The sequence below is a fragment of the Granulicella sp. L60 genome, from assembly GCF_009765825.1.
Lineage (GTDB): Bacteria > Acidobacteriota > Terriglobia > Terriglobales > Acidobacteriaceae > Edaphobacter.
The window spans coordinates 513,126-532,895 of sequence record NZ_LMUR01000018.1; the positions used below are offsets into that span (position 1 = coordinate 513,126).

The 19,770-nt window shown below is 59.2% G+C and carries 16 protein-coding genes; 9 read left to right on the forward strand and 7 right to left on the reverse strand.

Features of this window, described 5'->3' with window-relative positions; translation table 11 throughout:
* The first annotated feature begins 15 nt into the window (after nucleotides 1-15).
* Nucleotides 16-936, forward strand: a complete 921-nt coding sequence (locus GSQ82_RS12495) for an N-acetylglucosamine kinase (protein WP_158792600.1) — start codon at nucleotides 16-18, stop codon at nucleotides 934-936.
* A 63-nt stretch (nucleotides 937-999) separates the two neighbouring features.
* Nucleotides 1,000-1,839, forward strand: coding sequence for an ATP-binding protein (locus tag GSQ82_RS12500; RefSeq protein WP_158792601.1), 840 nt, complete (start codon nucleotides 1,000-1,002; stop codon nucleotides 1,837-1,839).
* A 126-nt stretch (nucleotides 1,840-1,965) separates the two neighbouring features.
* Here the strand turns inward: GSQ82_RS12500 and GSQ82_RS12505 are convergent, their stop codons facing one another.
* On the reverse strand, nucleotides 1,966-3,300 hold the full coding sequence (locus GSQ82_RS12505; protein ID WP_158792602.1) for an Hsp70 family protein: 1,335 nt from the start codon (nucleotides 3,298-3,300) through the stop codon (nucleotides 1,966-1,968).
* A 77-nt stretch (nucleotides 3,301-3,377) separates the two neighbouring features.
* On the reverse strand, nucleotides 3,378-5,534 hold the full coding sequence (locus GSQ82_RS12510) for a beta-N-acetylhexosaminidase (RefSeq protein ID WP_158792603.1): 2,157 nt from the start codon (nucleotides 5,532-5,534) through the stop codon (nucleotides 3,378-3,380).
* A 281-nt stretch (nucleotides 5,535-5,815) separates the two neighbouring features.
* Between GSQ82_RS12510 and GSQ82_RS12515 the strand changes: the two genes are divergently transcribed.
* A complete protein-coding gene (locus tag GSQ82_RS12515; protein WP_158792604.1) occupies nucleotides 5,816-7,651 on the forward strand; it encodes a hypothetical protein in 1,836 nt (611 codons plus the stop codon).
* A gap of 72 nt (nucleotides 7,652-7,723) precedes the next feature.
* Here GSQ82_RS12515 and GSQ82_RS12520 read toward each other — a convergent pair whose 3' ends face one another.
* Nucleotides 7,724-8,539 (reverse strand): DUF1080 domain-containing protein, encoded by an 816-nt coding sequence (locus tag GSQ82_RS12520; RefSeq protein ID WP_158792605.1) that lies wholly within the window; start codon nucleotides 8,537-8,539, stop codon nucleotides 7,724-7,726.
* A gap of 255 nt (nucleotides 8,540-8,794) precedes the next feature.
* On the opposite strand from GSQ82_RS12520, the gene uxaC reads away from it, so the two are divergent.
* A complete protein-coding gene (gene uxaC / locus GSQ82_RS12525; protein ID WP_158792606.1) occupies nucleotides 8,795-10,192 on the forward strand; it encodes a glucuronate isomerase in 1,398 nt (465 codons plus the stop codon).
* A gap of 148 nt (nucleotides 10,193-10,340) precedes the next feature.
* Nucleotides 10,341-12,053, forward strand: coding sequence for a murein L,D-transpeptidase (locus GSQ82_RS12530; protein WP_158792607.1), 1,713 nt, complete (start codon nucleotides 10,341-10,343; stop codon nucleotides 12,051-12,053).
* 261 nt (nucleotides 12,054-12,314) lie between these two features.
* On the opposite strand, the gene GSQ82_RS12535 is transcribed toward GSQ82_RS12530, so the two are convergent.
* Nucleotides 12,315-12,839: a murein L,D-transpeptidase family protein gene (locus tag GSQ82_RS12535; RefSeq protein WP_158792608.1), complete on the reverse strand. Its 525-nt coding sequence runs from the start codon at nucleotides 12,837-12,839 to the stop codon at nucleotides 12,315-12,317.
* A gap of 637 nt (nucleotides 12,840-13,476) precedes the next feature.
* Between GSQ82_RS12535 and GSQ82_RS12540 the strand changes: the two genes are divergently transcribed.
* The 4 genes from GSQ82_RS12540 (at nucleotide 13,477) to GSQ82_RS12555 (ending at nucleotide 17,457) form a co-directional block, all read left to right on the forward strand.
* The gene (locus GSQ82_RS12540) at nucleotides 13,477-14,751 is read left to right on the forward strand and encodes a lactate racemase domain-containing protein (protein WP_158792609.1); all 1,275 of its coding nucleotides are present in this window, start codon (nucleotides 13,477-13,479) and stop codon (nucleotides 14,749-14,751) included.
* Nucleotides 14,752-14,860: 109 nt separating this feature from the next.
* The gene (locus GSQ82_RS12545; protein WP_158792610.1) at nucleotides 14,861-16,132 is read left to right on the forward strand and encodes a tagaturonate epimerase family protein; all 1,272 of its coding nucleotides are present in this window, start codon (nucleotides 14,861-14,863) and stop codon (nucleotides 16,130-16,132) included.
* A gap of 6 nt (nucleotides 16,133-16,138) precedes the next feature.
* On the forward strand, nucleotides 16,139-16,663 hold the full coding sequence (locus tag GSQ82_RS12550; RefSeq protein ID WP_158792611.1) for a gluconokinase: 525 nt from the start codon (nucleotides 16,139-16,141) through the stop codon (nucleotides 16,661-16,663).
* 17 nt (nucleotides 16,664-16,680) lie between these two features.
* Nucleotides 16,681-17,457: a glucose 1-dehydrogenase gene (locus GSQ82_RS12555; protein WP_158792612.1), complete on the forward strand. Its 777-nt coding sequence runs from the start codon at nucleotides 16,681-16,683 to the stop codon at nucleotides 17,455-17,457.
* A gap of 135 nt (nucleotides 17,458-17,592) precedes the next feature.
* On the opposite strand, the gene GSQ82_RS12560 is transcribed toward GSQ82_RS12555, so the two are convergent.
* The 3 genes from GSQ82_RS12560 to GSQ82_RS12570 are packed head-to-tail and all read right to left on the reverse strand — an operon-like array spanning nucleotide 17,593 to nucleotide 19,712.
* A complete protein-coding gene (locus tag GSQ82_RS12560) occupies nucleotides 17,593-17,844 on the reverse strand; it encodes a hypothetical protein (protein WP_158792613.1) in 252 nt (83 codons plus the stop codon).
* Nucleotides 17,845-17,900: 56 nt separating this feature from the next.
* Nucleotides 17,901-18,662, reverse strand: coding sequence for a nickel pincer cofactor biosynthesis protein LarB (gene larB / locus GSQ82_RS12565; protein WP_158792614.1), 762 nt, complete (start codon nucleotides 18,660-18,662; stop codon nucleotides 17,901-17,903).
* Nucleotides 18,663-18,689: 27 nt separating this feature from the next.
* Complete coding sequence (locus GSQ82_RS12570; RefSeq protein WP_158792615.1) at nucleotides 18,690-19,712, reverse strand: aldo/keto reductase; 1,023 nt, start codon at nucleotides 19,710-19,712, stop codon at nucleotides 18,690-18,692.
* Nucleotides 19,713-19,770 lie beyond the last annotated feature (58 nt).

Below are 19,770 nucleotides of genomic sequence, written 5' to 3' on the forward strand. Positions count from 1 at the left end.
ATATCATGTCAGCTTATGGGTCTGTTTCTTGCAATCGATGCCGGTGGCACAAAGACACGTTGTGTACTCGCCGATGACGAACGAATTTTAGGCCGCGCCATCACCGGCAGCGTCAAGATCATGCGCGTCGGCGAACCCGAAGCCTCCGCCCGCCTTCAGGCCATGCTCGTCGAAGTCGCCCGCAGTGCCAGCGTCAACCTCGCCGACGTCACCCACACCTGCATCGGCCTCGCCGGCTACACCATCGAAGCCGTCCGCGAATGGGCCACCAGCCAGATCGCCAAATCCGTCGGCGGCTCCATCCTCCTCTCCGGCGACGAAGAGATCGCCTTCGACGGCGCCTTCCGCGGAGGCCCCGGTATTCTCGTCGTCGCCGGCACCGGCAACAACATCATGGGTCGCGCCTCCGACGGAGCCATCTACACCGCCGGCGGCTGGGGCCCCGTCCTCGGCGACGAAGGCTCCGGCTTCTGGATCGCGCAGGAGGCCCTCCGCGCCGGCTTCTGGGCCCGCGACCGTGGCATCCCCACCACGCTCCTCACCGCCATCGGCGCCTTCTGGAAGCTCAACACCATCGGCGAGATCGTCGAGATGGCCAACGCCCGCCCCGGCCCCGACTTTCCCGCCCTCACACCCGTAGTCGTCCAATGCGCCGAAGCTGGCGACGAGATCGCCGCCGCCGTCCTCGAGCGCGCCGGCGCCGAACTCTCCGAACTCATCGCCCTCGTCGCTCTCAAGATGGAAGAGTCCGGCCCACAATCCGCCATCGACGTCGCCTACATCGGCGGCGTTCTCGAACACATCACCCAAACCCGCTCGTCCATGATCGCCGCTTTGAAAGTCTCCGCCCCCAACGTCACAGTCCGGATAGGCGCAGTCGATGCCCTCGAAGGTGCACTCTGGCGCGCACGAAACGTCCCCGCCGCAACTCCATAAGAATCACTGGGCCCCGTAAGCGATCATCTAGAATGATTCAGTTCATCTCCTCGGGAGCACAACATGAGCCGCGTCCTGGTTATTGGAAGTCATTCCCAAATGAGCCGGGAGATCGGCGGCGCACTCTCCGCCGCGTCTCTCCCGATGGAGTACGCCGCCGGAAACGCTGACGCCCTACAGCGGCTGCGCATACGTTCCTTCGGCGTCGTCATCACCAGCCCAGACAGCGCCATCGACGAAGACCTTGCTCTACTCGAAGAGATCCGCGTCATCCGCCCCGGAGTCAAGTGCATCGTCCTCGCGCACAGCAGCACTCCAGACGACGTCATCGCCGCCATGCGCGCCCGTGTCTTCGCCTGTTTCACCCCTCCATTCGAGGCCTACGACGTAGCGAACCTCGCCAGCAAAGCCGCCTCCGACAGTCAATGGCGAGACGACATACAAATCCTCTCAGCCCGGGCCGGCTGGGTCTCGGTCCGCGTAAACTGCCGCCTTATCACCGCCGAACGTCTCTTGACCTTTGCCAAAGAGCTCAGCACGCGACTCCCTGAAGACACGCGCCAGGAGACGATGCAGGCCTTGCGAGAGATTCTTCTGAACGCGATGGAGCACGGCGCAGCGTTCAACGCCGAACAAGTCATCGAAGTGACCGCAGTTCGCACCGCAAGAGCAATGGTCTTTTACGTCCGCGACCCCGGCTCAGGCTTCCGCCGCGAATCCCTCAGTCACGCAGCCATAGCCGATCTCTCCGACGATCCCGCAAACCACATTATTCAGCGCGAAGAAGAAGGAATACGCGCCGGCGGATACGGCCTCCTTATGGCAGGCGGCACCGTAGACGAGTTGATCTACAGCGAGATCGGCAACGAAGTCCTGCTCATCAAGTACGTGAACTCGGATTAAGTAAAGCAGCAAATCTCTCAAAGCGACCAACGGGAGCAGCACCCGAAGGGGTACGCAAGTCACGAAGTGACCGCCGCCCGCGCAGGGCGACCGGCCGTCAGGCCACATCCCTCATCTCGAAAAGCACTAGAGTGTCGTCTCCAAAGCCCGAAGCGCCAACCCCCGCGCCACCGAAGTAAACTCATTCCCCGTACGCACCCGCTTCGCCCCAAACCGCGCCTCAAAGATCCTCCGCACTGCCGGAACAAAGCTCGTCCCACCCGTCAAAAACACACGATCCACTTTAGCCGCCGCAACCCCACTCGTATCCAGCAGCCCATCCACGCACATCTCAATCGATCTCAGATCGTCCGCAATCCAAGTCTCAAAATCCGCCCGCCTCACCTCGGCGACGATATCCATACTGCCATCGCGAAACCGGAACTCCGCCAGCTCATGCCGCGAAAGATCGATCTTCAACCGCTGTACCGCCTGGTGCAGCTGATACCCAAGATCCTCCTCAACCAGATTGATCAGCCCCTCAATCTTCTCCGGCTCCTGCGCCCTCGCCCGCGCACTCTTCAGAATCTCCGCCACATTCCGCGTCTTCAAAAACGATAGATAGTGCCAACGCTCCAGATTCGCATAGATCCACGCAGGCACCGCCGGAATGATACTCGCCGGACGATCCACCGCCTGCGCATACGACCGCTCAAAGCTATCCGATCCCAGCGCAGGTGACACCAGCTTCCGCACAATCCGCGCATCGAAGCTATCGCCCGCCAGTCCCAGCCCACTATTTCCCAGCAGATCCTTCGCCGTCCGTCCACGCGCACGAACCCCAGGCCCCACATGCAGCAGCGAAAAATCGCTCGTTCCTCCGCCAAAGTCCCCAATCAGAATCAGCTCATCCCGATCCAGCGTCGACTCATACGCATACGCCGCCCCAATCGGCTCCATCTCAAACTCAACCGACTCGAACCCCGCATGCACAAACGCCTTCGTCAGACGCTCCACCGCAAACGCATCGTCCTCCGCGCTCTCAGCGCCCACAAACCGAACCGGCCGCCCCACCGTCGCCCGTCGAACCGGCTGCCCAAACTGCCGCTCCGCCGCCAGCCGCAGATCCGTCAGTATGCGCGAGATCAGATCTTCAATCGTGTACCGCCGCCCAAACACCTCCGTCCCAGTCAGCGTGCGGCTCGTCAGGTACGACTTCAACGACTGAATCAGCCGCCCCTTATGCTCCGCGTCCAGATAGTGCTCAATCGCCGCCGGTCCCGTAAACCCTTTGATCTGGTTGCGCCCCACCTGCCTATGCTGCTCCAGATACAGCACCGACCGAAACGACTCCGTAGCGCCCGCCGCCGAAGGGAACGCGACCATCTCCACCCTGCCATCCGCATGGGCAAGCGCAATAGAACTATTCGTCGTACCGAAGTCAATTCCGAGATAGGGGCCGATGGAGCGTGTCGAAAGCATGGTCTTTTAGATTGCCAGATTTCGAGCGCTCCGTGGAGCCTCATACGCAAAAAACTTCAGCATCACACACCAGAAACCTAAGGCTGCGTATAAGCCGACGGAAGCGGCAGTCCCAGATCGCTCGCCGCAGGCAGCGTATGACTATCCGACCACTGCCTCTGCGCACTCCTCAGCTTGTCGCTCCGTGCCAGCCACAACCCCACCGTGTAGTCGTAGTGCTCCAGCACAGGCCGCAGCGCGTACGCCCGATTCGACCGATACCACGCCTGCTCATACAGATCGCGCAGCAGGGAGTAGGTGTCGATGATGTCATGCAGCCGCCCGTTCACCCCGTTGATGTCCGAAAGCTCCCTCGCCACATCCATCCGCTGCTTCTTATCCGTCGTGTGCTGCATGTTGTACGCGCGCTGGTATCCCTCAGAGATCTCCTTCGCCAGCTGAAACTTCAGCCCGATGAAGTCCATTCGCCTCGCCCCCAGCTCCAGCGCATCGATCGCCGCCGTCTCCCTCAGCGTCGTCGGAGCACTAGGATACGACTCCGCCGGATCGTACACCGCAGCACCCAAGCGTGCCGGAGCCGCAGCAGGCGCCGCCGCCCTGGCCTGCGCAATCAGCACCAGCGCCCGCTCCGCATGCACTCGAAGATCACGCGCATACGGAATCACCTGCGCCCCAATCTTCAACCCATCCGCCGACATCGGATCCAGCCAGAAGATGCTGTTCGTTCCATCTCCCTCCTTCGCCTGGTCCTTCAGCACCGAGTGCGCCAGCATCATCTCCTTCTGCGCCTCGTCCAAAGCCCCCGTGGCATCCCCATGAAACACCTGCCCATACGAATCCTCGAACGCCGGCACCGATGACTCACCCTTCTGCCAGGCCGCCGCCGCCCCAAACAAGATCCCATACCAGTCCTGATTGATCAGCCCCTCGCCATCGTCATTCCAAATCGTATTCAACTGCCCGGTCGATCCCAACCTCTGCCCATCCGCCGTGAAGTGCTGAATATTACTCAGCGCAAGATTGTTGTTCGGATACACCTTGCGAAAGTTATTCACACTCGGCGCCACCCACGTCTCGAATCCCGCCTTCGTAAACGGAGTCAAAAACTTGTCATACCCGCGCGCCTGCGGGTTGTACTCCCACGCCACCGCAATCGTCGCGTCCTTGAACGACTGCGGCAGCGTCTTCAACAAATCCGGCGAGTCCTGCGCCACATCGCCCCACCACAGCAGCTTCCGGTTAAGCGGCTTCAAAGCCGTTGTAATCTTCTGCAGAAAATCCAAATACACCGGAGCCAGCCCGCGCGCATCCACATCCGCCTTCGTCTGCCCCAGCCCCAGGTCCACCGTCTCATCCGCGCCGATATGCAGAAACGGCCCCGGATAGATCGCCGCCAACTCCGTAAACATCTGCGTGATCAGCGCCACCGAACCCGCCTGCCCCGGCGCCAGCACCGCTCCATGCGGCGTCTCCGCCAGCGGCTGATACATCTCCCACGTCAGGTTGTGGTGCAGATGCCCAAACGCCTCCTGCTCTGGAATCACCGTGATGTGATACTGCCCCGCATACGCCACCAGCTCCGACGCCTCCGCAGCCGTCACGCTCCCCGGCGGAGCCATCAGCGGATTCGACCCATACTGCTGCGTATGTTCGAAGTAGGGCGAATAAATGTTCACCTTATAAGCCGCCAGCGTCCGTATCAGCTTCTTCTGAAACTCCAGCGTCGTAATCGGCCCACGCGACAGGTCATCGTCCAACCCCCGATACCGCATCGCCGGCCAGTCCCGAATCTCCGCCCGATGCACCACCGCCCGCGCCCCATTCCCGTCCACCATCTGCTTCACCGTCTGCGCGCCGTAGAAGATCCCCTCCGCCGTAGCCCCCACCACCGTCAGCCCATCCGCGTTCGCGGTTACAACATATCCCTCCGCCCGCATCTCCTCGGTGAACCTCGGCTCCGCATGCGCCGCCAGCCGCACCAGCTCAATCCGAAATCCGCCCGCCGCCTCCGCCGCAACTCCGCGAGCCTCCAGCGCAGCCGTCAGGTCATCCGTGGCAAACTGGTCCTCCGCAGCGCACGGTGCCGCACACACCACACGAACGCCATGCGTCAGCGCCGTCTCGCCCACCACCCGCACCTCGCGTGGAATCGGTATCAGCTTCAGGGAGGTCTGCGCGGAAGCAAGCGTCGTCGTCACGGCCAGCAGAAGCGCGCCAATACGGTAAGTGTGCATGCCACAACGGTAAACGACTCCGCCCCAATGTCCAGTGATGAACCTCAAGCAGCCTTCCATCCGCCTCGCGCAAAATTCGAAACACCTTGTCGTAACACGGTCAAATCACATGTTTTCACTATGAATACTCGGAAAATTATTCTTCTATTCACACAACTTCCAGACCATGGAACAAAGAGCAAAGGAGAAAGTTGGCAGGCTCAAACCTCGCCCGGTTTCTTGTTGTCCTTATGCCTTTTCAATTCTTGCGAGGTTCCATGACGAAGCAACTACGAGCGACTATGGCAGCGATATTGGTCATCAGTTCAATATCGCTACAAGCGCAGACGACCACCACGACACCGAAAACGACGACGAAGAAAGTCGTTCGGAAAAAGGCGCCGGTCGAGAGTGCGACAGAGCGCGAGATCCGGGAGCTGCGCGAGCAGATGTTGAACCAACAGGCCCAGATCGATGCTCTCAAGCAGCAGAACGCTGACAAGGACGCGAGACTCGCGGCCGCTCAGCAGTCTGCCCAGGGTGCAGAGGCCGCAGCAGCCAGCGCCTCCGCCAAGGCTGACAGCCTCAGCTCTGGCCTCTCCGCGAACACCGAAGCCGTCTCGAATCTCAACAGCTCCGTCACCGACCTCCGCTCCACCACCGTCGGTATGGCCCAGACCATCAGCGACACCAAGAAGACCATCACCGATCAGCTCGAGTCTCCCCTCACCCTGCACTACAAGGGTGTAGAGATCACGCCGGTTGGCTTCTTCGCGGGTGAATCCGTCTACCGTCAGCGCTCGCTCAACTCCGACGTCAACACCCCCTTCAACTCCACCCCGTACCCGGGTGCAGCCCAGGCTAACACCAGCGAGTTCAACCTCTCCGGCCGTCAGAGCAGAATCGGCGCGCTCTTCCAGAGCAACCCCGGGCCGTTCCACTTCGCAGCCTACGTCGAAGCTGACTTCCTCGGCACCGGCATCACCAGCAACGACAACCAGAGCAACAGCTACGTCCTCCGTCAGCGCCAGATCTTCGGTCAGGCAGCCACCAACAGCGGCTTCACTGTCACCGGCGGTCAGATGTGGTCGCTCGTTACCGAGACCAAAGTCGGTACAGACAACCGCACAGAGAATCTTCCAGCTACGATCGACGCTCAATACCAGGTCGGCTTCAGCTGGGAGCGCCAGCCCGGCGTTCGTTTCCAGCAGAAGCTTGGAAACTTCACCGGAGCAGTTGCTGTGGAACAGGCTGAGATCGTCTACTCCGCAACCAACGCCAACGCCAACTTCTTCATCGGCAACCTTGGAACCGGCGGCGGACTCTACAACGTCTCCACCAACTACTCCAACAACGTAGCGCCTGACGTCATCGTCAAGGTTGCCTACGATATGCCGCACATCGCTCACTTCGAAGTCGGCGGACTCGGACGCTGGTTCCGCGACCGCTACTACCCCAACGAAACTCTCGCCACCCCGTCTGCTGCGGGCGGCACCAACAACACCAAGGTCGGCGGCGGTGTCTACGGCAACGCACGCTTCTCTGCCACCAAGTATGCTGACATCGGCGTTCACTTCCTCGGTGGTACCGGTGTAGGCCGTTACGGCACCTCACAGCTACCTGACGTCACCGTGCACCCCGACGGAACCCTCGCCCCCATCAAGAACTACCAGGGCTTGGCCTCCGTCGAACTCCACCCGATCAAGAAGCTTGATCTCGATCTGTACTACGGTGATGAGTACGCGCAGCGCACCACCTACCTCAGCACGCTCGGCTCCTCCGCTGGCAAGCTGATCGGCTACGCTCCCATCACCAGCTCCAACGCTGGTTGCAACACAGAGACGCTCCCAACCTCCACTGGAAACGGTCTGGCTGGCGCTGCTCCCTACAACCCAGGTACGCCGGCAAACTGCCTCGGCGCAACCAGGATGGTATCGGAAGCAACCGCAGAGTTCGTCTACCGCTTCTACAACAACCCCAAGTATGGCCGTTTTCAGTACGCCATGCAGTACAGCTATATCTCGCGTGAGGCGTGGGACGGTGTAACCAGCGCTGCCGGCGCTGCAACCACCACCTACGGCGGACCGAAGGCCACCAACAACATGGTCTTCACCAGCCTCCGTTACTACCTCCCGTAACTAACCGCTGTGCAAAAAAGGACACCCCTCGGGGTGTCCTTTTTGTTGTTCCATACAAGCTTCGTAGATTAGCTACTCAATCTCCCGAACCCAGATATTCCTGAAGCTGATCGGCTCGCTATGATCCCCATGCGCCTGCAGCTTGATCGGCGCGCCGTCGAACTTCTTATAGAACGGCTTGCCGATATACAAAGTCTCACCCTTCAACTCAAAGTGATTCTGCACCAGCACGCCGTTCAGTAAAGCCGTGACATACGCCGGACTCTTCAGCGAGCCGTCGTCGTTGAACGTCGGCGCGGTCCACACCACGTCATAGCTCTGCCACTCCCCAGGCTTGCGCGCCGGATTCGCCAGCGGAATACCCTGCTTATAGATCGCCCCGACCTGCCCGTTCACATACGTCTTGTTGTTGTACGAGTCGAGAACCTGCAACTCATACCCAGCATCGCCCAGTCCCGTCGATGCCAGAAACACGCCGCTGTTCCCACGCGCCTGGCCGCTACCGGTAATGTTCTCAGGAATCCTCCACTCAACATGGAGCTGGTAGTTCTTGAACATTCGCTTCGTCTCGATGCTTCCTGCGTTCGCAGCCTTGTTGACCGTCATCATTCCATCGGCCACCGTCCACTGCGCCGGCGACTTGTCCTTCACCGTCACCCACTGATCGAGCCCCTTACCATCGAACAGAACGATAGCGTCCGAAGAAGGCACTCCGTAACTGGCACCCGGTGTCACGATCGGAGGCACAGGCTCCCACACCTCCGTCTCCTCAGGCTTCGGCTTAGCCGCCTGCTGTGCAGAGAGAGTAGAGGCCACGCCAATCAAAATGGCAAACGAGAGCGTCTTAGAGTAGCGAAGAGAGTAGGGAAGAGAAGTGTGAATTCGCATAATTTCAATGACAATACACCCAAACCCCTCCAATCTGGTAAAACGTCCCAATCACCAGCAAAATAGCGCATTCAAGAAACCTGCGCTAATTACTTCGCCGCAAACCTACCCGCCGAAACCCATTCCCAACTGCAACATGACCGACCCCATCCCCTTCGCCTCCTAACCATTTGTTCGTGGTACGGAGAAATCTTTGATACGCTTCAAAGTGCCGAAGTCTTCAACTCTCACGCGCTGCGAAAGGTAACGAACACAATGCTGGACGAGAACAGGCTCTTCCCCGCGGATCCCGAGGCCCGCTCCGTAGCCGCCAAGCTCTACGAAGCCGTGCGCAACCTCCCGATCATCTCTCCCCACGGACACACCGATCCGCGATGGTTCGCCCAGAACCAGCCCTTCCCCAACCCCTCCGCACTCTTCATCCAGCCCGACCACTACATCTTCCGCATGCTCTACTCGCAGGGCGTCCCACTCGAATCCCTCGGCATCGCACCCCTCGGCGGCACCTCGAACGCCGACCCCCGCGAGATCTGGCGCATCTTCGCGAAGCACTACTTCCTCTTCCGCGGCACCCCCACCCGTCTCTGGTTCGACTACGCCCTCCAAAACCAGTTCGGCCTCAAGCAGCGCCTCACCCCCGACAACGCCGACGAGTACTACGACCTCATCGACAAGAAACTCCAAACCCCCGAGTTCCTCCCCCGCACCCTCTTCGAAGCCTTCCACATCGAAGTCCTCGCCACCACCGACTCACCCCTCGACACCCTCGAACACCATAAAGCCATCCGCGAATCCGGATGGAAGGGAAGAGTCATCCCCACCTTCCGTCCCGACGCCGTCATCGACGCCGACCACACCGGCTTCCTCGCCAACATCGAAAAGCTCGGCCACATCACCGGCGAAGACATCAGCACCTGGCCCGGCTACCTCAACGCCCTCCGCAGCCGCCGCGCCTTCTTCAAATCCATGGGCGCCACCGCCACCGACCACGGCCACCTCACCGCCGCCACCGCCGACCTCGACCCCAGCACCGCCGCCTCGCTCTACGCACGCATCCTCTCCGGCCGCTCCGTTCCCGAAGAGCAGGAGATCTTCCGCGCCCAGATGCTCACCGAGATGGCCGGCATGTCCGTCGAAGACGGCCTCATCATGCAGCTCCACCCCGGCTCCATCCGCAACCACAACACCCAGCTCTACCAGCGCTTCGGTCGCGACATGGGAGCCGACATCCCATCCCCCACCGAGTACGTTCGCGCCCTCCGCCCCCTGCTCAACCGCTTCGGCAACGACCCCCGCCTCACCTTCATCCTCTTCACCCTCGACGAGACCTCCTACTCCCGCGAACTCGCCCCCCTCGCCGGACACTATCCCGCGCTCAAGCTCGGCCCGCCCTGGTGGTTCCAGGACTCTCCCGAAGGCATGATGCGCTTCCGCGAGCAGGCCACCGAGACCGCAGGCTTCTACAACACCGCCGGCTTCAACGACGACACCCGCGCCTTCCTCTCCATCCCCGCGCGCCACGACGTCGCCCGCCGCATCGACTGCGCCTTCCTCGGCCGTCTCGTAGCCCAGCACCGCCTCGACGAAGACGAAGCCTTCCAGGTCGCCGAAGACCTCACCGTGAACCTCGTCAGAAAGGCCTACAAGCTCTAACCCCAACGCAAACACTCGCACGGATCGAAAACCGAACCACATAATCCTGCGTCGCCAAGGCACTTGCTATGATGACCCTGCACACGCGCGAAGACCTGTTAATCCCTCATTAACAAAGGAAAAATCGCGGTGTCCGGAGGAGCATCCAGTGCACTCACGACGTCTTGCAATCATCACTCTGCTTCTCGTCGCCCCTCTACAATTAAGCGGACAGAAAAAAACAACTCCACCCGCAGCCGCCGCCACACAAAAACTCGACGGTGCATCCGCCCAGCTAAGCGCAATCGTCGCCTCCGGCAATCTAGCCGACCTTCGCTGGCCCGACTTCTCCGACTACAAAACGCACCTCACCAACTTCTACCGCCCCACCGGATACAAGCTCGCCTGGATCAGCGGCGCGCCCAGCAACGGCCAGCCCACCCCGCAAGCCATCGAACTAATCAACATCCTCCAGGACGCCGACCGAGAAGGCCTTCACGCCGAAGACTACGACGCCTCGCGTTGGCCCGACCGCCTCGCCCTCCTCAAGAACCCTCACGAAGCCCGCTTCGACGCCGCCCTCACCGTCTGCATCATGCGTTACGTCTCCGACGTGCACATCGGCCGAGTCAACCCGCAGAACCTCGGCTTCGAGTTCGACGTCTCCAACAAGAAGCTCGACCTGCCCCACTTCGTCCGCCAGCAACTCGTCGCCGGGACCGACCTACGCGCTCAACTCGTCGGCATCGAGCCGCCCTTCCCCAGCTACCAGCGCCTCAGCACTGCCCTGCTCCACTACATGGACCTTGAGAAGAAGGGCGACGGCGAAAAAGTACTCGACGTCGGCGGCGTCTCTCCCGGTGGCCAGTACACCGGTGTAACCGGACTCGCAAACCGCCTGCGCCTCTTAGGCGATCTGCCCGACAGCGCCACCATCGCGCCCGACTCCACCGTCTACGAAGGCCCCCTCGTCGACGCAGTCAAACACTTCCAGGAGCGCGTCGGTATGCAACCCACCGGCACACTCGACTACAAAACCGTCGTCGAACTAAACGTGCCCCTCAGCAATCGAATCGAACAGATGCAGCTAGGCCTAGAGCGATATCGCTGGCTGCCCTACCACTTCAAGCAGCCACCCGTCGTCATCAACGTTCCGGAGTTCCGCCTCTACGCCTTCAAGGATGACGGCCAGGTCGGTCTCACGATGCGCGTCAACGTTGGCGAAGACTACAACCACCAAACCCCCATGTTCGAAGGCAACATCCAGTACCTCGTCTTTCGCCCCTACTGGAACCCCACGCCAAACATCCTGCGCAAAGAGATCATCCCCGACATGGAGAAGGATCCCTCCCTCGCCGACCTCAATCTGGAACTCGTCAGCTCAAACGGAAAGGTCATCAGCTCCGGAGACATCACTCCCGCGATGCTGCAGCAGGTGCGTTCAGGAAGGCTGACTGTCAGACAGCCACCCGGCCCCGAGAACGGAATGGGTCTGGTCAAGTTCATCTTCCCCAACCAGCACGACGTCTACATCCACGACACGCCGGCCAGCCTCGACATGTTCTCCGAGGCAACCGAAGGCGAAGAGGGCGAACTCAAACGCGTCGCAAGCCACGGCTGCATCCATCTCCAGTATCCTGACAAGTTCGCCGCCTGGCTCCTCCGCAACACCTCCGGTTGGGACCTCGACCGCGTCACAAAGGCCATGCATGACGGCCGCGACAACTCCCAGGTCAACCTAGTCCCACCCGTCCCCGTGGTGATCTTCTACATGACCGTCGTCGCCGAAGAGAACGGTGACGTCCACTTCTTCCACGACATCTACGACCACGACCGAACCCTCCGCCTGGAGCTAGCCCAGGGCTACCCCTACCCCAAATAAACCGGTCCCTTGTCGGTCTTTTCGTTTGTCATCCCCGTAGTGGATCTGCGTTTGCTCTTGCAGTTGCTGTTGTTGTTGCTTGTCCCTTTGTTGTCATCCCGCAGGGATCTGCTTCTGCCTTTGCCTATTCTTCATCAGGCTAGTCGCCACTCAGATCTTAAAAGGGTAGCCACTCTAATTTAAGGTCGTCATTCTGAGCGCAGCGAAGAACCCCTGTATTTGTCTTTGCTGTTGTTCCCGCTCTACGCCAAGATAAAAACGCTAAGGCCGAATCTCAATCGGCGTACCATCCGCAACCGCCCGCCAAATCTCATCAATCTCCGCATTCGTCACCGCGATGCACCCATTAGTCCAATCGCCCAAATCCTTACCCGGCCCCGCATAGTCATTCGGCAGCCCATGAATAAACACATCCCCACCAGTCGGAAAACCCAGCCGACTAACGCGCGCCACATCATCAGCGTTCGGGTAGGAGATGTGAATCGACTTGTGATACTGGCTATGCGCATTATGCCGATCGAGAATGTAGTTGCCTTCAGGCGTCTTGCGATCACCTTGCATCCTCTTCAACCCCACCGGATTGGCCCCCAGCGACACCGTGTACGTCTTCAGCACCACGTCGCCCTTGATCAACAGAAGCTTTCTCTCACCCTTCAGCACAACGACCCTGTCAGCCATCGCGGAAGATGGCAACGGAGAATCATTCGCAGAGAGCGCCTGCAGCGAAGCGGTTGCAACCGTAAAAAGTGCGACGACCCCGAACTTCCTGATCTGTCCCAACCGCATAGCCCCGTGCTCCATCACCAGTGAGAGAAGAGGCCCAAAGACGCCTCTGACAAAAGCCAGACACCATGAGCCGAGCCATCGAAGACCACAACCCACTGCCTGTCCCTTTATAGAAGAATACTTGACCCCAACCAATCACTCTTACGAGCCACGCCTCACGATAGATACGATAAATACGAAGCCATCCCGCTTCACCTCGGCATCTACGCCTCAGCCTCCAAGCACCCACGCCCTAGCTCTAAGCACCAATGCCTCAGTTTCCAAATACCCAGCGCTTTGCTTCTGAGGTAACCCCAGGCTTTAGCCTTGGGCCTCCCCGCCCCGCAAAAGAGCGGGGCTTTAGCGCCTGGGGTATGCCTTCTCGTCTGGTGCCACGAGAGAGTCAACTCCTCAACAAGCCCAAGTGACCCATCCAAAAATAAAGTCAAAATACCTGTCGTACTTTCCATCCCGCTTTTATACGCAGTCTCCCACCAGCATCCACCACACAACCACCGCTAACTCACCAGCAAACTACCACGCAAAAAACACACATCTCCCAAGACCCCCATCAAAAAGCCCAACAAATCCACCAAAAATCCCACCTCCACCACGCCCAACTTTTTTGCGCAAAACCACCGGAGTAAGATCGAAAAACATGAGCCTTTTTTTCGCCGCCGGCAGCCCCACCACTGAGATCACCCCCAGCGAAGCCCGCTCCAACCTCTTCCAAGCCCTCGACCGCCTCGGCCCCCGCAACAAAGTCCTCGCCGTCCCCCCCGACTTCACCCGAATGCACTCCCAAAGCGGCCTCCTCACCGAGATGGCCTGGGAGTACTACGGCGACCGCCTCACCGACGTCCTGCCCGCCCTGGGTACTCACAAGCCCATGTCCGACAAAGAGATAGCAACCATGTACGGACGCACCCCGCGTGCTCTCTTCCGCAACCACGACTGGCGCAACGACGTCGTCACCCTCGGAGAAGTACCCGGCAGCTTCATGCACGAGGTCAGCGAAGGCAAGCTCGACTACGCCTGGCCCGCCCAGGTCAACAAACTCCTCCGCGACGGCGGCCACGACCTCATCCTCTCCATCGGCCAAGTCGTTCCCCATGAAGTAGTTGGCATGGCCAACTACAACAAGAACATCTTCGTCGGCACCGGTGGCTCCATCGGCATCCACCGCAGCCACTTTCTCGGCGCCGTCTACGGCATGGAACGCATGATGGGCCGCGCCGACACCCCCGTCCGCCGCGTCCTCAACTACGCCAGCGAGCACTTCGCCCAGAACCTTCCCATCGTCTACGTCCAGACCGTAGTCGGCAAAAACGCCGTAGGTAAGTTGGTGATTCGAGGCCTCTACATCGGCGACGATGCAGAGTGCTTCGAGCTCGCCGCCGCCCTAAGCCTCAAGGTCAACTTCAAGATGATGGACCGCGAGATCAAAAAAGCCGTCGTCTTCCTCGATCCCCACGAGTTCAAAAGCACCTGGCTCGGCAACAAAAGCATCTATCGCACCCGCATGGCCCTCGCTGATAACGCTGAACTTATCGTCCTCGCCCCCGGCGTCCACGAGTTCGGCGAAGACGCTGCCATCGACGTCCTCATCCGCAAGTACGGCTACTGCGGTACCCCCAGGACCCTCGAGGCCGTCAAGGAGGACCCACAGCTAGCCGGAAACCTCAGCGCCGCCGCCCACCTCATCCACGGCTCCAGCGAAGGCCGCTTCACCATCCGCTACTGCCCCGGCCACCTCACCCGACAGGAAATCGAAGGAGTCCACTTCGAGTACGGCGATCTCGCCCAGATGACCACCAAATACAACCCGGACAAGCTCGCAGACGGCTGGAACACCGTAGACGGCGAAGAAATCTTCTACATCTCCAACCCCGGCCTCGGCCTCTGGGCCTACGAAGGCAGATTCAAAGACTAGTTCCTTCAGCCAACTTGCTCCCCGACCCCATTCCTCAGTACTCTGGAACGAGCCGAAAACTGGTTAGACCAATCGCGCCGACTCAAGTTGCAGAATAGGAAGGGTTTCCATGCAGGATCTCAAGCTCCCGAAGTTTTCCATTGGCGTGGGAGACCGCTTCGCACATCAGGCAAAGGCTCAGCTCGCCGCCTGCGTGCTCGCCGCCGATGCAGGAGTCGAGGTCGTGCCGGTCTGGAACAAATCCAACCGCGAACACGCCATCATTGGCTCCGAACCGGACCAGACCCGCGTCGCAGCCGATGCAGCCGTCCGCGAGCTGGCGTGGGCCAAGCCGTACTTTCTCGACGCAGACCACATCAATCTGAAGACCGTCCCCAGATTTCTGGCCCCTTGCGACTTTTTCACCCTTGATGTCGCGGATCTCATAGGCCAGCCGGCAGATCCAGGGAACGTCGCCGCATTCGTCCAGCGGCATCCAGAACTCATCGGCTCCGTCACCATCCCACACATTGCAAAGCCATTCCAAACAGATCAGGCGTTCGTCGAGGCCGTGGCCAACAAGTTTCTGGCCGCAGTCCAGCATGCAGGCTCGATCTATCGCTACCTGCTTGAAAATAAAGGTGCCGGAAGGTTCATCGCTGAGATCTCGATGGACGAGACCGACTCTCCCCAGACGCCAGTCGAACTCCTCATCATCCTGGCCGCCATAGCCGACGAGAAGATCGCGATCCAGACCATAGCCCCGAAGTTCACCGGCCGATTCAATAAAGGTGTTGATTACGTAGGCGATATCACCCAATTCACGAAGGAGTTCAACGAGGACCTAGCCGCAATTGCCTTCGCCATCGACACCTACGGACTGCCGAAGAACCTCAAACTCAGCGTGCACTCCGGCTCCGACAAGTTCTCCATCTACAAGTCAATCCATGAAGCAGTGAAAAAGTTCGACGCTGGCGTACATCTGAAGACCGCCGGCACCACCTGGCTCGAGGAGCTCATAGGCCTCGCAGAAGCAGGAGGCCCACCTCTGGAACTCGCCAAAGAGATCTATGCCGAAGCCTACGCTCACCGGGAAGAACTCTGTGCTCCCTACGCCACCGTAATCGACATAGACCCCAGCAGACTTCCTCTACCAGAAGTCGTCAACCGCTGGACCAGCAAGCAATACACTTCAGCGCTACGCCACGATCAGAGCAATCCGACCTACGACCCTGGCCTCCGTCAGCTCCTCCATGTAGGCTTCAAGGTAGCGGCAAAGATGGGAGACCGATATATTAATGCGCTCGAGGCGAACGAAGACATCGTGGCCCGCAACGTGACCGTCAACCTCTTCGAACGACATATCAAACCAGTCTTTCTCGGTCTTCAGGAGAGGCGATAAACCAGCATGATCTTCGTTCTCATGGGAGTCTCCGGCTCAGGAAAGACCACCATCGGCAAACTGCTTGCCGAGCAGACGGGCACTACCTTCGCTGACGCGGACGATTATCATCCCCTGGCGAACAAGCAGAAGATGGCAGCCGGACATCCGCTGAACGACGAAGACCGTGAACCGTGGCTCGAGACTCTAAACCAACTCATGTTGACCTGGTTTAAGGCAGGTAAAGGAGGCGTTCTGGCCTGCTCCGCCCTGAAGGCGAAGTACCGAAACACGCTCTCCACCGGCATTACCTCTGAGGCGTTGAAGTTCATCTGGCTCGATCTGCCGAAGCAGATTCTCGCCGAGCGCCTGTCTGAGCGACACCACGAGTTCATGAACCCGGATCTTCTCGATAGCCAGTTGAAGACCCTTGAGCCACCCGCTGACGCGCTGCGTATATTGAACGATCGTGAGCCAGAAGAGGTCGTGCGTGAAATTCTTGCAAAGATCTTCCCAGAGCAGAACCTGACCGAGAATCAGATCAAGAAGTAAGAAAGAGGGCGTTTTCCATGGGGCATCCGTTGTTTGATCTAATTGGCAAATCAGCCGTCGTCGTTGGTGGAACCTCCGGTATCGGTCTGGCCATGGCCATCGGCCTCGCCGAAGCGGGTGCAGATGTGGTTGCAAGCTCACGCCGCCCCGAGCAGGTTGACGAGGCCGCAACCGCGATCGAGGCTCGCGGACGCCGCTCCCTGCGTCTTACCTCCGATGTAGCCGATCGCGCCACCCTCCAGGCTCTCCTCAGTACTACCGTGAAGGAGTTTGGTAAGGTCGATATCCTTATCAACTCAGCCGGGAAGATCAAACGCGAGCCCACCCTGACTGTCACTGAAGACACTTGGAACGACATCATGGATACCAACGTTACCGGCACGCTGCGGGCCTGCCAGATCTTCGGTCGACATATGCTCGAGCGTGGCTATGGTCGAATCATTAACATCGCCTCGCTGAACACCTTTGTCAGCCTGCGCGAGGTCGCCGCCTACGCTGCCAGCAAAGCCGCGGTCGGCGCACTCACCAAATCGCTCGCCGTCGAGTGGAGCGCTCAAGGCGTGACTGTAAACGCAATCGCTCCCGGAGTCTTTCGTACGGCTTTGAATCAGAAGCTGCTCGACGAGAGCGAGCGCGGCAAGGAACTGCGGATGCGAACTCCAATGGGCCGCTTCGGAAAGACCGAAGAACTCGTCGGATCCGCGATCTTCCTGGCCAGCGACGCCTCTGCCTTCATCACGGGCGAGATCTTAGTCGTTGACGGTGGATTCCTGGCCAGCGGCGTAAATCAATAATCGTTTGAGCATTGCACTTATCTAAGTGCTCACCCAAAATGAAAAGCCCCAGCCATGACTGGGGCTTCTTCGTGCTCAAACAATAGATCTCAAAACTCTGAAACAACCAGCGGCCACTAATGGACCTACAGCGCATCAGCGAATCGTAGACTTGGTCACCCGCCCACCTGCGGGTGTGTGCTTAGGTGGTAGCAACGATGGATAGAGCACGGCAAGATTAGGCGGGACGATCGTAAGAAAGAGCAGGAAGATCCCTACCATCTCCGGGATGTGCAGTGACTTATGGGCTTCCAGATAGTAGGCCAGACCGGCCAGGGCTATCAGGGTAAGACAGATGACGATGCGTGCAAGAGATTTTGCCCAGGGCTTGTCATCGTTCGGAAGCATCTTGGACCGCCTTTCGTCGCGCGCGCTTTGAAAACCGCGTAGTCAACGACACCTGGTTAGATGCGGCGTTGGGACGCGTGCGTTATCAGTACGGCAGTGTAGGCCGCGCCGAAGCCGTTGTCTATATTAACCACGCTGACGTTGGGCGAACATGAGTTAAGCATTCCCAAAAGGGCGGTAGCGCCGGAAAAACTGGCTCCATATCCAACTGAGGTCGGAACTGCTATAACCGGAACGCCCACTAACCCGCCGACCACGCTCGGCAGCGCCCCCTCCATTCCCGCACAGACGATCACAGCGTCGGCATCGGCCAGTTGCTCCCTCACGGCAAGCAGTCGATGCAATCCTGCCACACCGACATCGTACAGCCGCGTCACCTTTGTATTAAATAGCTCAGCGGTAACCGCAGCTTCTTCGGCGACAGGCTGGTCGCTTGTGCCTGCGGAGAGAACCGCGATATGTCCCTTCGCCTCGGTCCCTGCAGACTGCCGCAGGGTAATGGCGCGTGCCTTCGGATGGTGGACAGCTGCTGGCGTGGAAGCCAGAACCGCAATGACGGTGGCGTCATCCGCCCTGGTAGCAAGAACGTCGATGCCTGAAGCCGCCATACGGGCAAAGATCTCGGCAGTCTGCGCCGGCACTTTCCCCTGAGCGTAGATCACCTCCGGCAGACCGGTACGCAGGCTGCGGTGATGATCGATCCGCGCATGGCCGATATCTTCAAAGGGAAGGTTCGCAAGGCGATCGACGGCAGCAGCAGGGGAGACAGCGCCGGACTCGACGGAGGCAAGGAGTTCAAGAAGTGAAACTTTATTCATGGCAAGGACAAGTACTCTCTGTGGATGTTATCCCAGCCACTTGGGATTTGCCGCGGTACCGTCGAAGTGCGACGTCGTTTTGAACAGTTCGTACTTGCCCTCGCTCGCAGCGACCGCAGTACGATCAAGCAGCGCCTTTACCTGAGCGTCGTTCATCGGTTTAAATGTGCGCGCTGCCTCAAGTGCCTGATCCAGAATCTGCGTGCTGTCGATTCCAGTGATAACTACCGATACCGGCTGAGTAAGCCCATAGTGAAGAGCCTCAATCGGCTTCACTGTATTGCTGGTCAAAATGAAGTGGTCTCCGAATGTCTTCATCGCAAGTACACCGATGCCTTGCTTGATTGCGACGGGCATCACCTCGCGCGTAAACGACCGGAAGTGCGCATCCATCACATTGATCGGCATCTGAACCGTGTCGAAGTGGAAGTTATGCTTCTGCGCCGTCTCCAACATGCGTAGATGGACCGCAGGATCTTTATGGCCAGTAAATCCGATGTAACGGATCTTCCCCGCCTGTCGCGCTGCCACCGCCGCTTCGATAGCTCCGCCGACGGCAAAGATACGGTCAGGGTCTTCCATGCGGATCACCTCGTGAAACTGTACGAGGTCAATTACATCGGTCTGCAGACGTCCAAGCGACTGCTCAAGTTGTTTGTTGTATTCCTCAGACGTACGGCCATCGATCTTGGTCATTAAAAAGACCTTCTGCCGATAGCCGTTCCGCAACGCCTGCCCCATGCGGACCTCGGAGATTCCATCGTTGTAGTCCCAGCAATTATCCAGAAAAGTAATGCCGTGATCTACACCCGCATGCAATAGTTGGATGCTCTCGTTTGGGTCCTTCTGTTTTCCAAGATGATATCCGCCCATGCCGATCGCCGACACGCGCTCGCCCGTGGTCCCAAGCTCGCGATAGACCATCTCAGGGGACTCAGGACGCTTGATCACATTACCAGAGACCGTACCTGCCTGTGCAGATGCTGATGCCGAAATTGCCGCGCTCACTCCCACCGCTGTCGCACTCTTTAAAAAGTCTCTTCGCTCCATGTTGGTCCCCAAGATGACTGTTTATGAAAATCCTACTTGCCGTATTTGTTGGATGCAG

Excerpts from the sequence above, each read along its gene's own strand:
- GSQ82_RS12510 (WP_158792603.1), bottom strand. The coding sequence starts at position 5,534 with ATGCACACTTACCGTATTGGCGCGCTTCTGCTGGCCGTGACGACGACG.
- GSQ82_RS12505 (WP_158792602.1), bottom strand. The coding sequence starts at position 3,300 with ATGCTTTCGACACGCTCCATCGGCCCCTATCTCGGAATTGACTTCGGT.
- larB (WP_158792614.1), bottom strand. The coding sequence starts at position 18,662 with ATGAATAAAGTTTCACTTCTTGAACTCCTTGCCTCCGTCGAGTCCGGC.
- GSQ82_RS12545 (WP_158792610.1), top strand. The coding sequence starts at position 14,861 with ATGCAGGATCTCAAGCTCCCGAAGTTTTCCATTGGCGTGGGAGACCGC.
- GSQ82_RS12500 (WP_158792601.1), top strand. The coding sequence starts at position 1,000 with ATGAGCCGCGTCCTGGTTATTGGAAGTCATTCCCAAATGAGCCGGGAG.
- GSQ82_RS12515 (WP_158792604.1), top strand. The coding sequence starts at position 5,816 with ATGGCAGCGATATTGGTCATCAGTTCAATATCGCTACAAGCGCAGACG.
- GSQ82_RS12540 (WP_158792609.1), top strand. The coding sequence starts at position 13,477 with ATGAGCCTTTTTTTCGCCGCCGGCAGCCCCACCACTGAGATCACCCCC.
- GSQ82_RS12520 (WP_158792605.1), bottom strand. The coding sequence starts at position 8,539 with ATGCGAATTCACACTTCTCTTCCCTACTCTCTTCGCTACTCTAAGACG.
- GSQ82_RS12560 (WP_158792613.1), bottom strand. The coding sequence starts at position 17,844 with ATGCTTCCGAACGATGACAAGCCCTGGGCAAAATCTCTTGCACGCATC.
- GSQ82_RS12495 (WP_158792600.1), top strand. The coding sequence starts at position 16 with ATGGGTCTGTTTCTTGCAATCGATGCCGGTGGCACAAAGACACGTTGT.
- GSQ82_RS12570 (WP_158792615.1), bottom strand. The coding sequence starts at position 19,712 with ATGGAGCGAAGAGACTTTTTAAAGAGTGCGACAGCGGTGGGAGTGAGC.
- GSQ82_RS12550 (WP_158792611.1), top strand. The coding sequence starts at position 16,139 with ATGATCTTCGTTCTCATGGGAGTCTCCGGCTCAGGAAAGACCACCATC.
- GSQ82_RS12555 (WP_158792612.1), top strand. The coding sequence starts at position 16,681 with ATGGGGCATCCGTTGTTTGATCTAATTGGCAAATCAGCCGTCGTCGTT.
- GSQ82_RS12535 (WP_158792608.1), bottom strand. The coding sequence starts at position 12,839 with ATGCGGTTGGGACAGATCAGGAAGTTCGGGGTCGTCGCACTTTTTACG.
- uxaC (WP_158792606.1), top strand. The coding sequence starts at position 8,795 with ATGCTGGACGAGAACAGGCTCTTCCCCGCGGATCCCGAGGCCCGCTCC.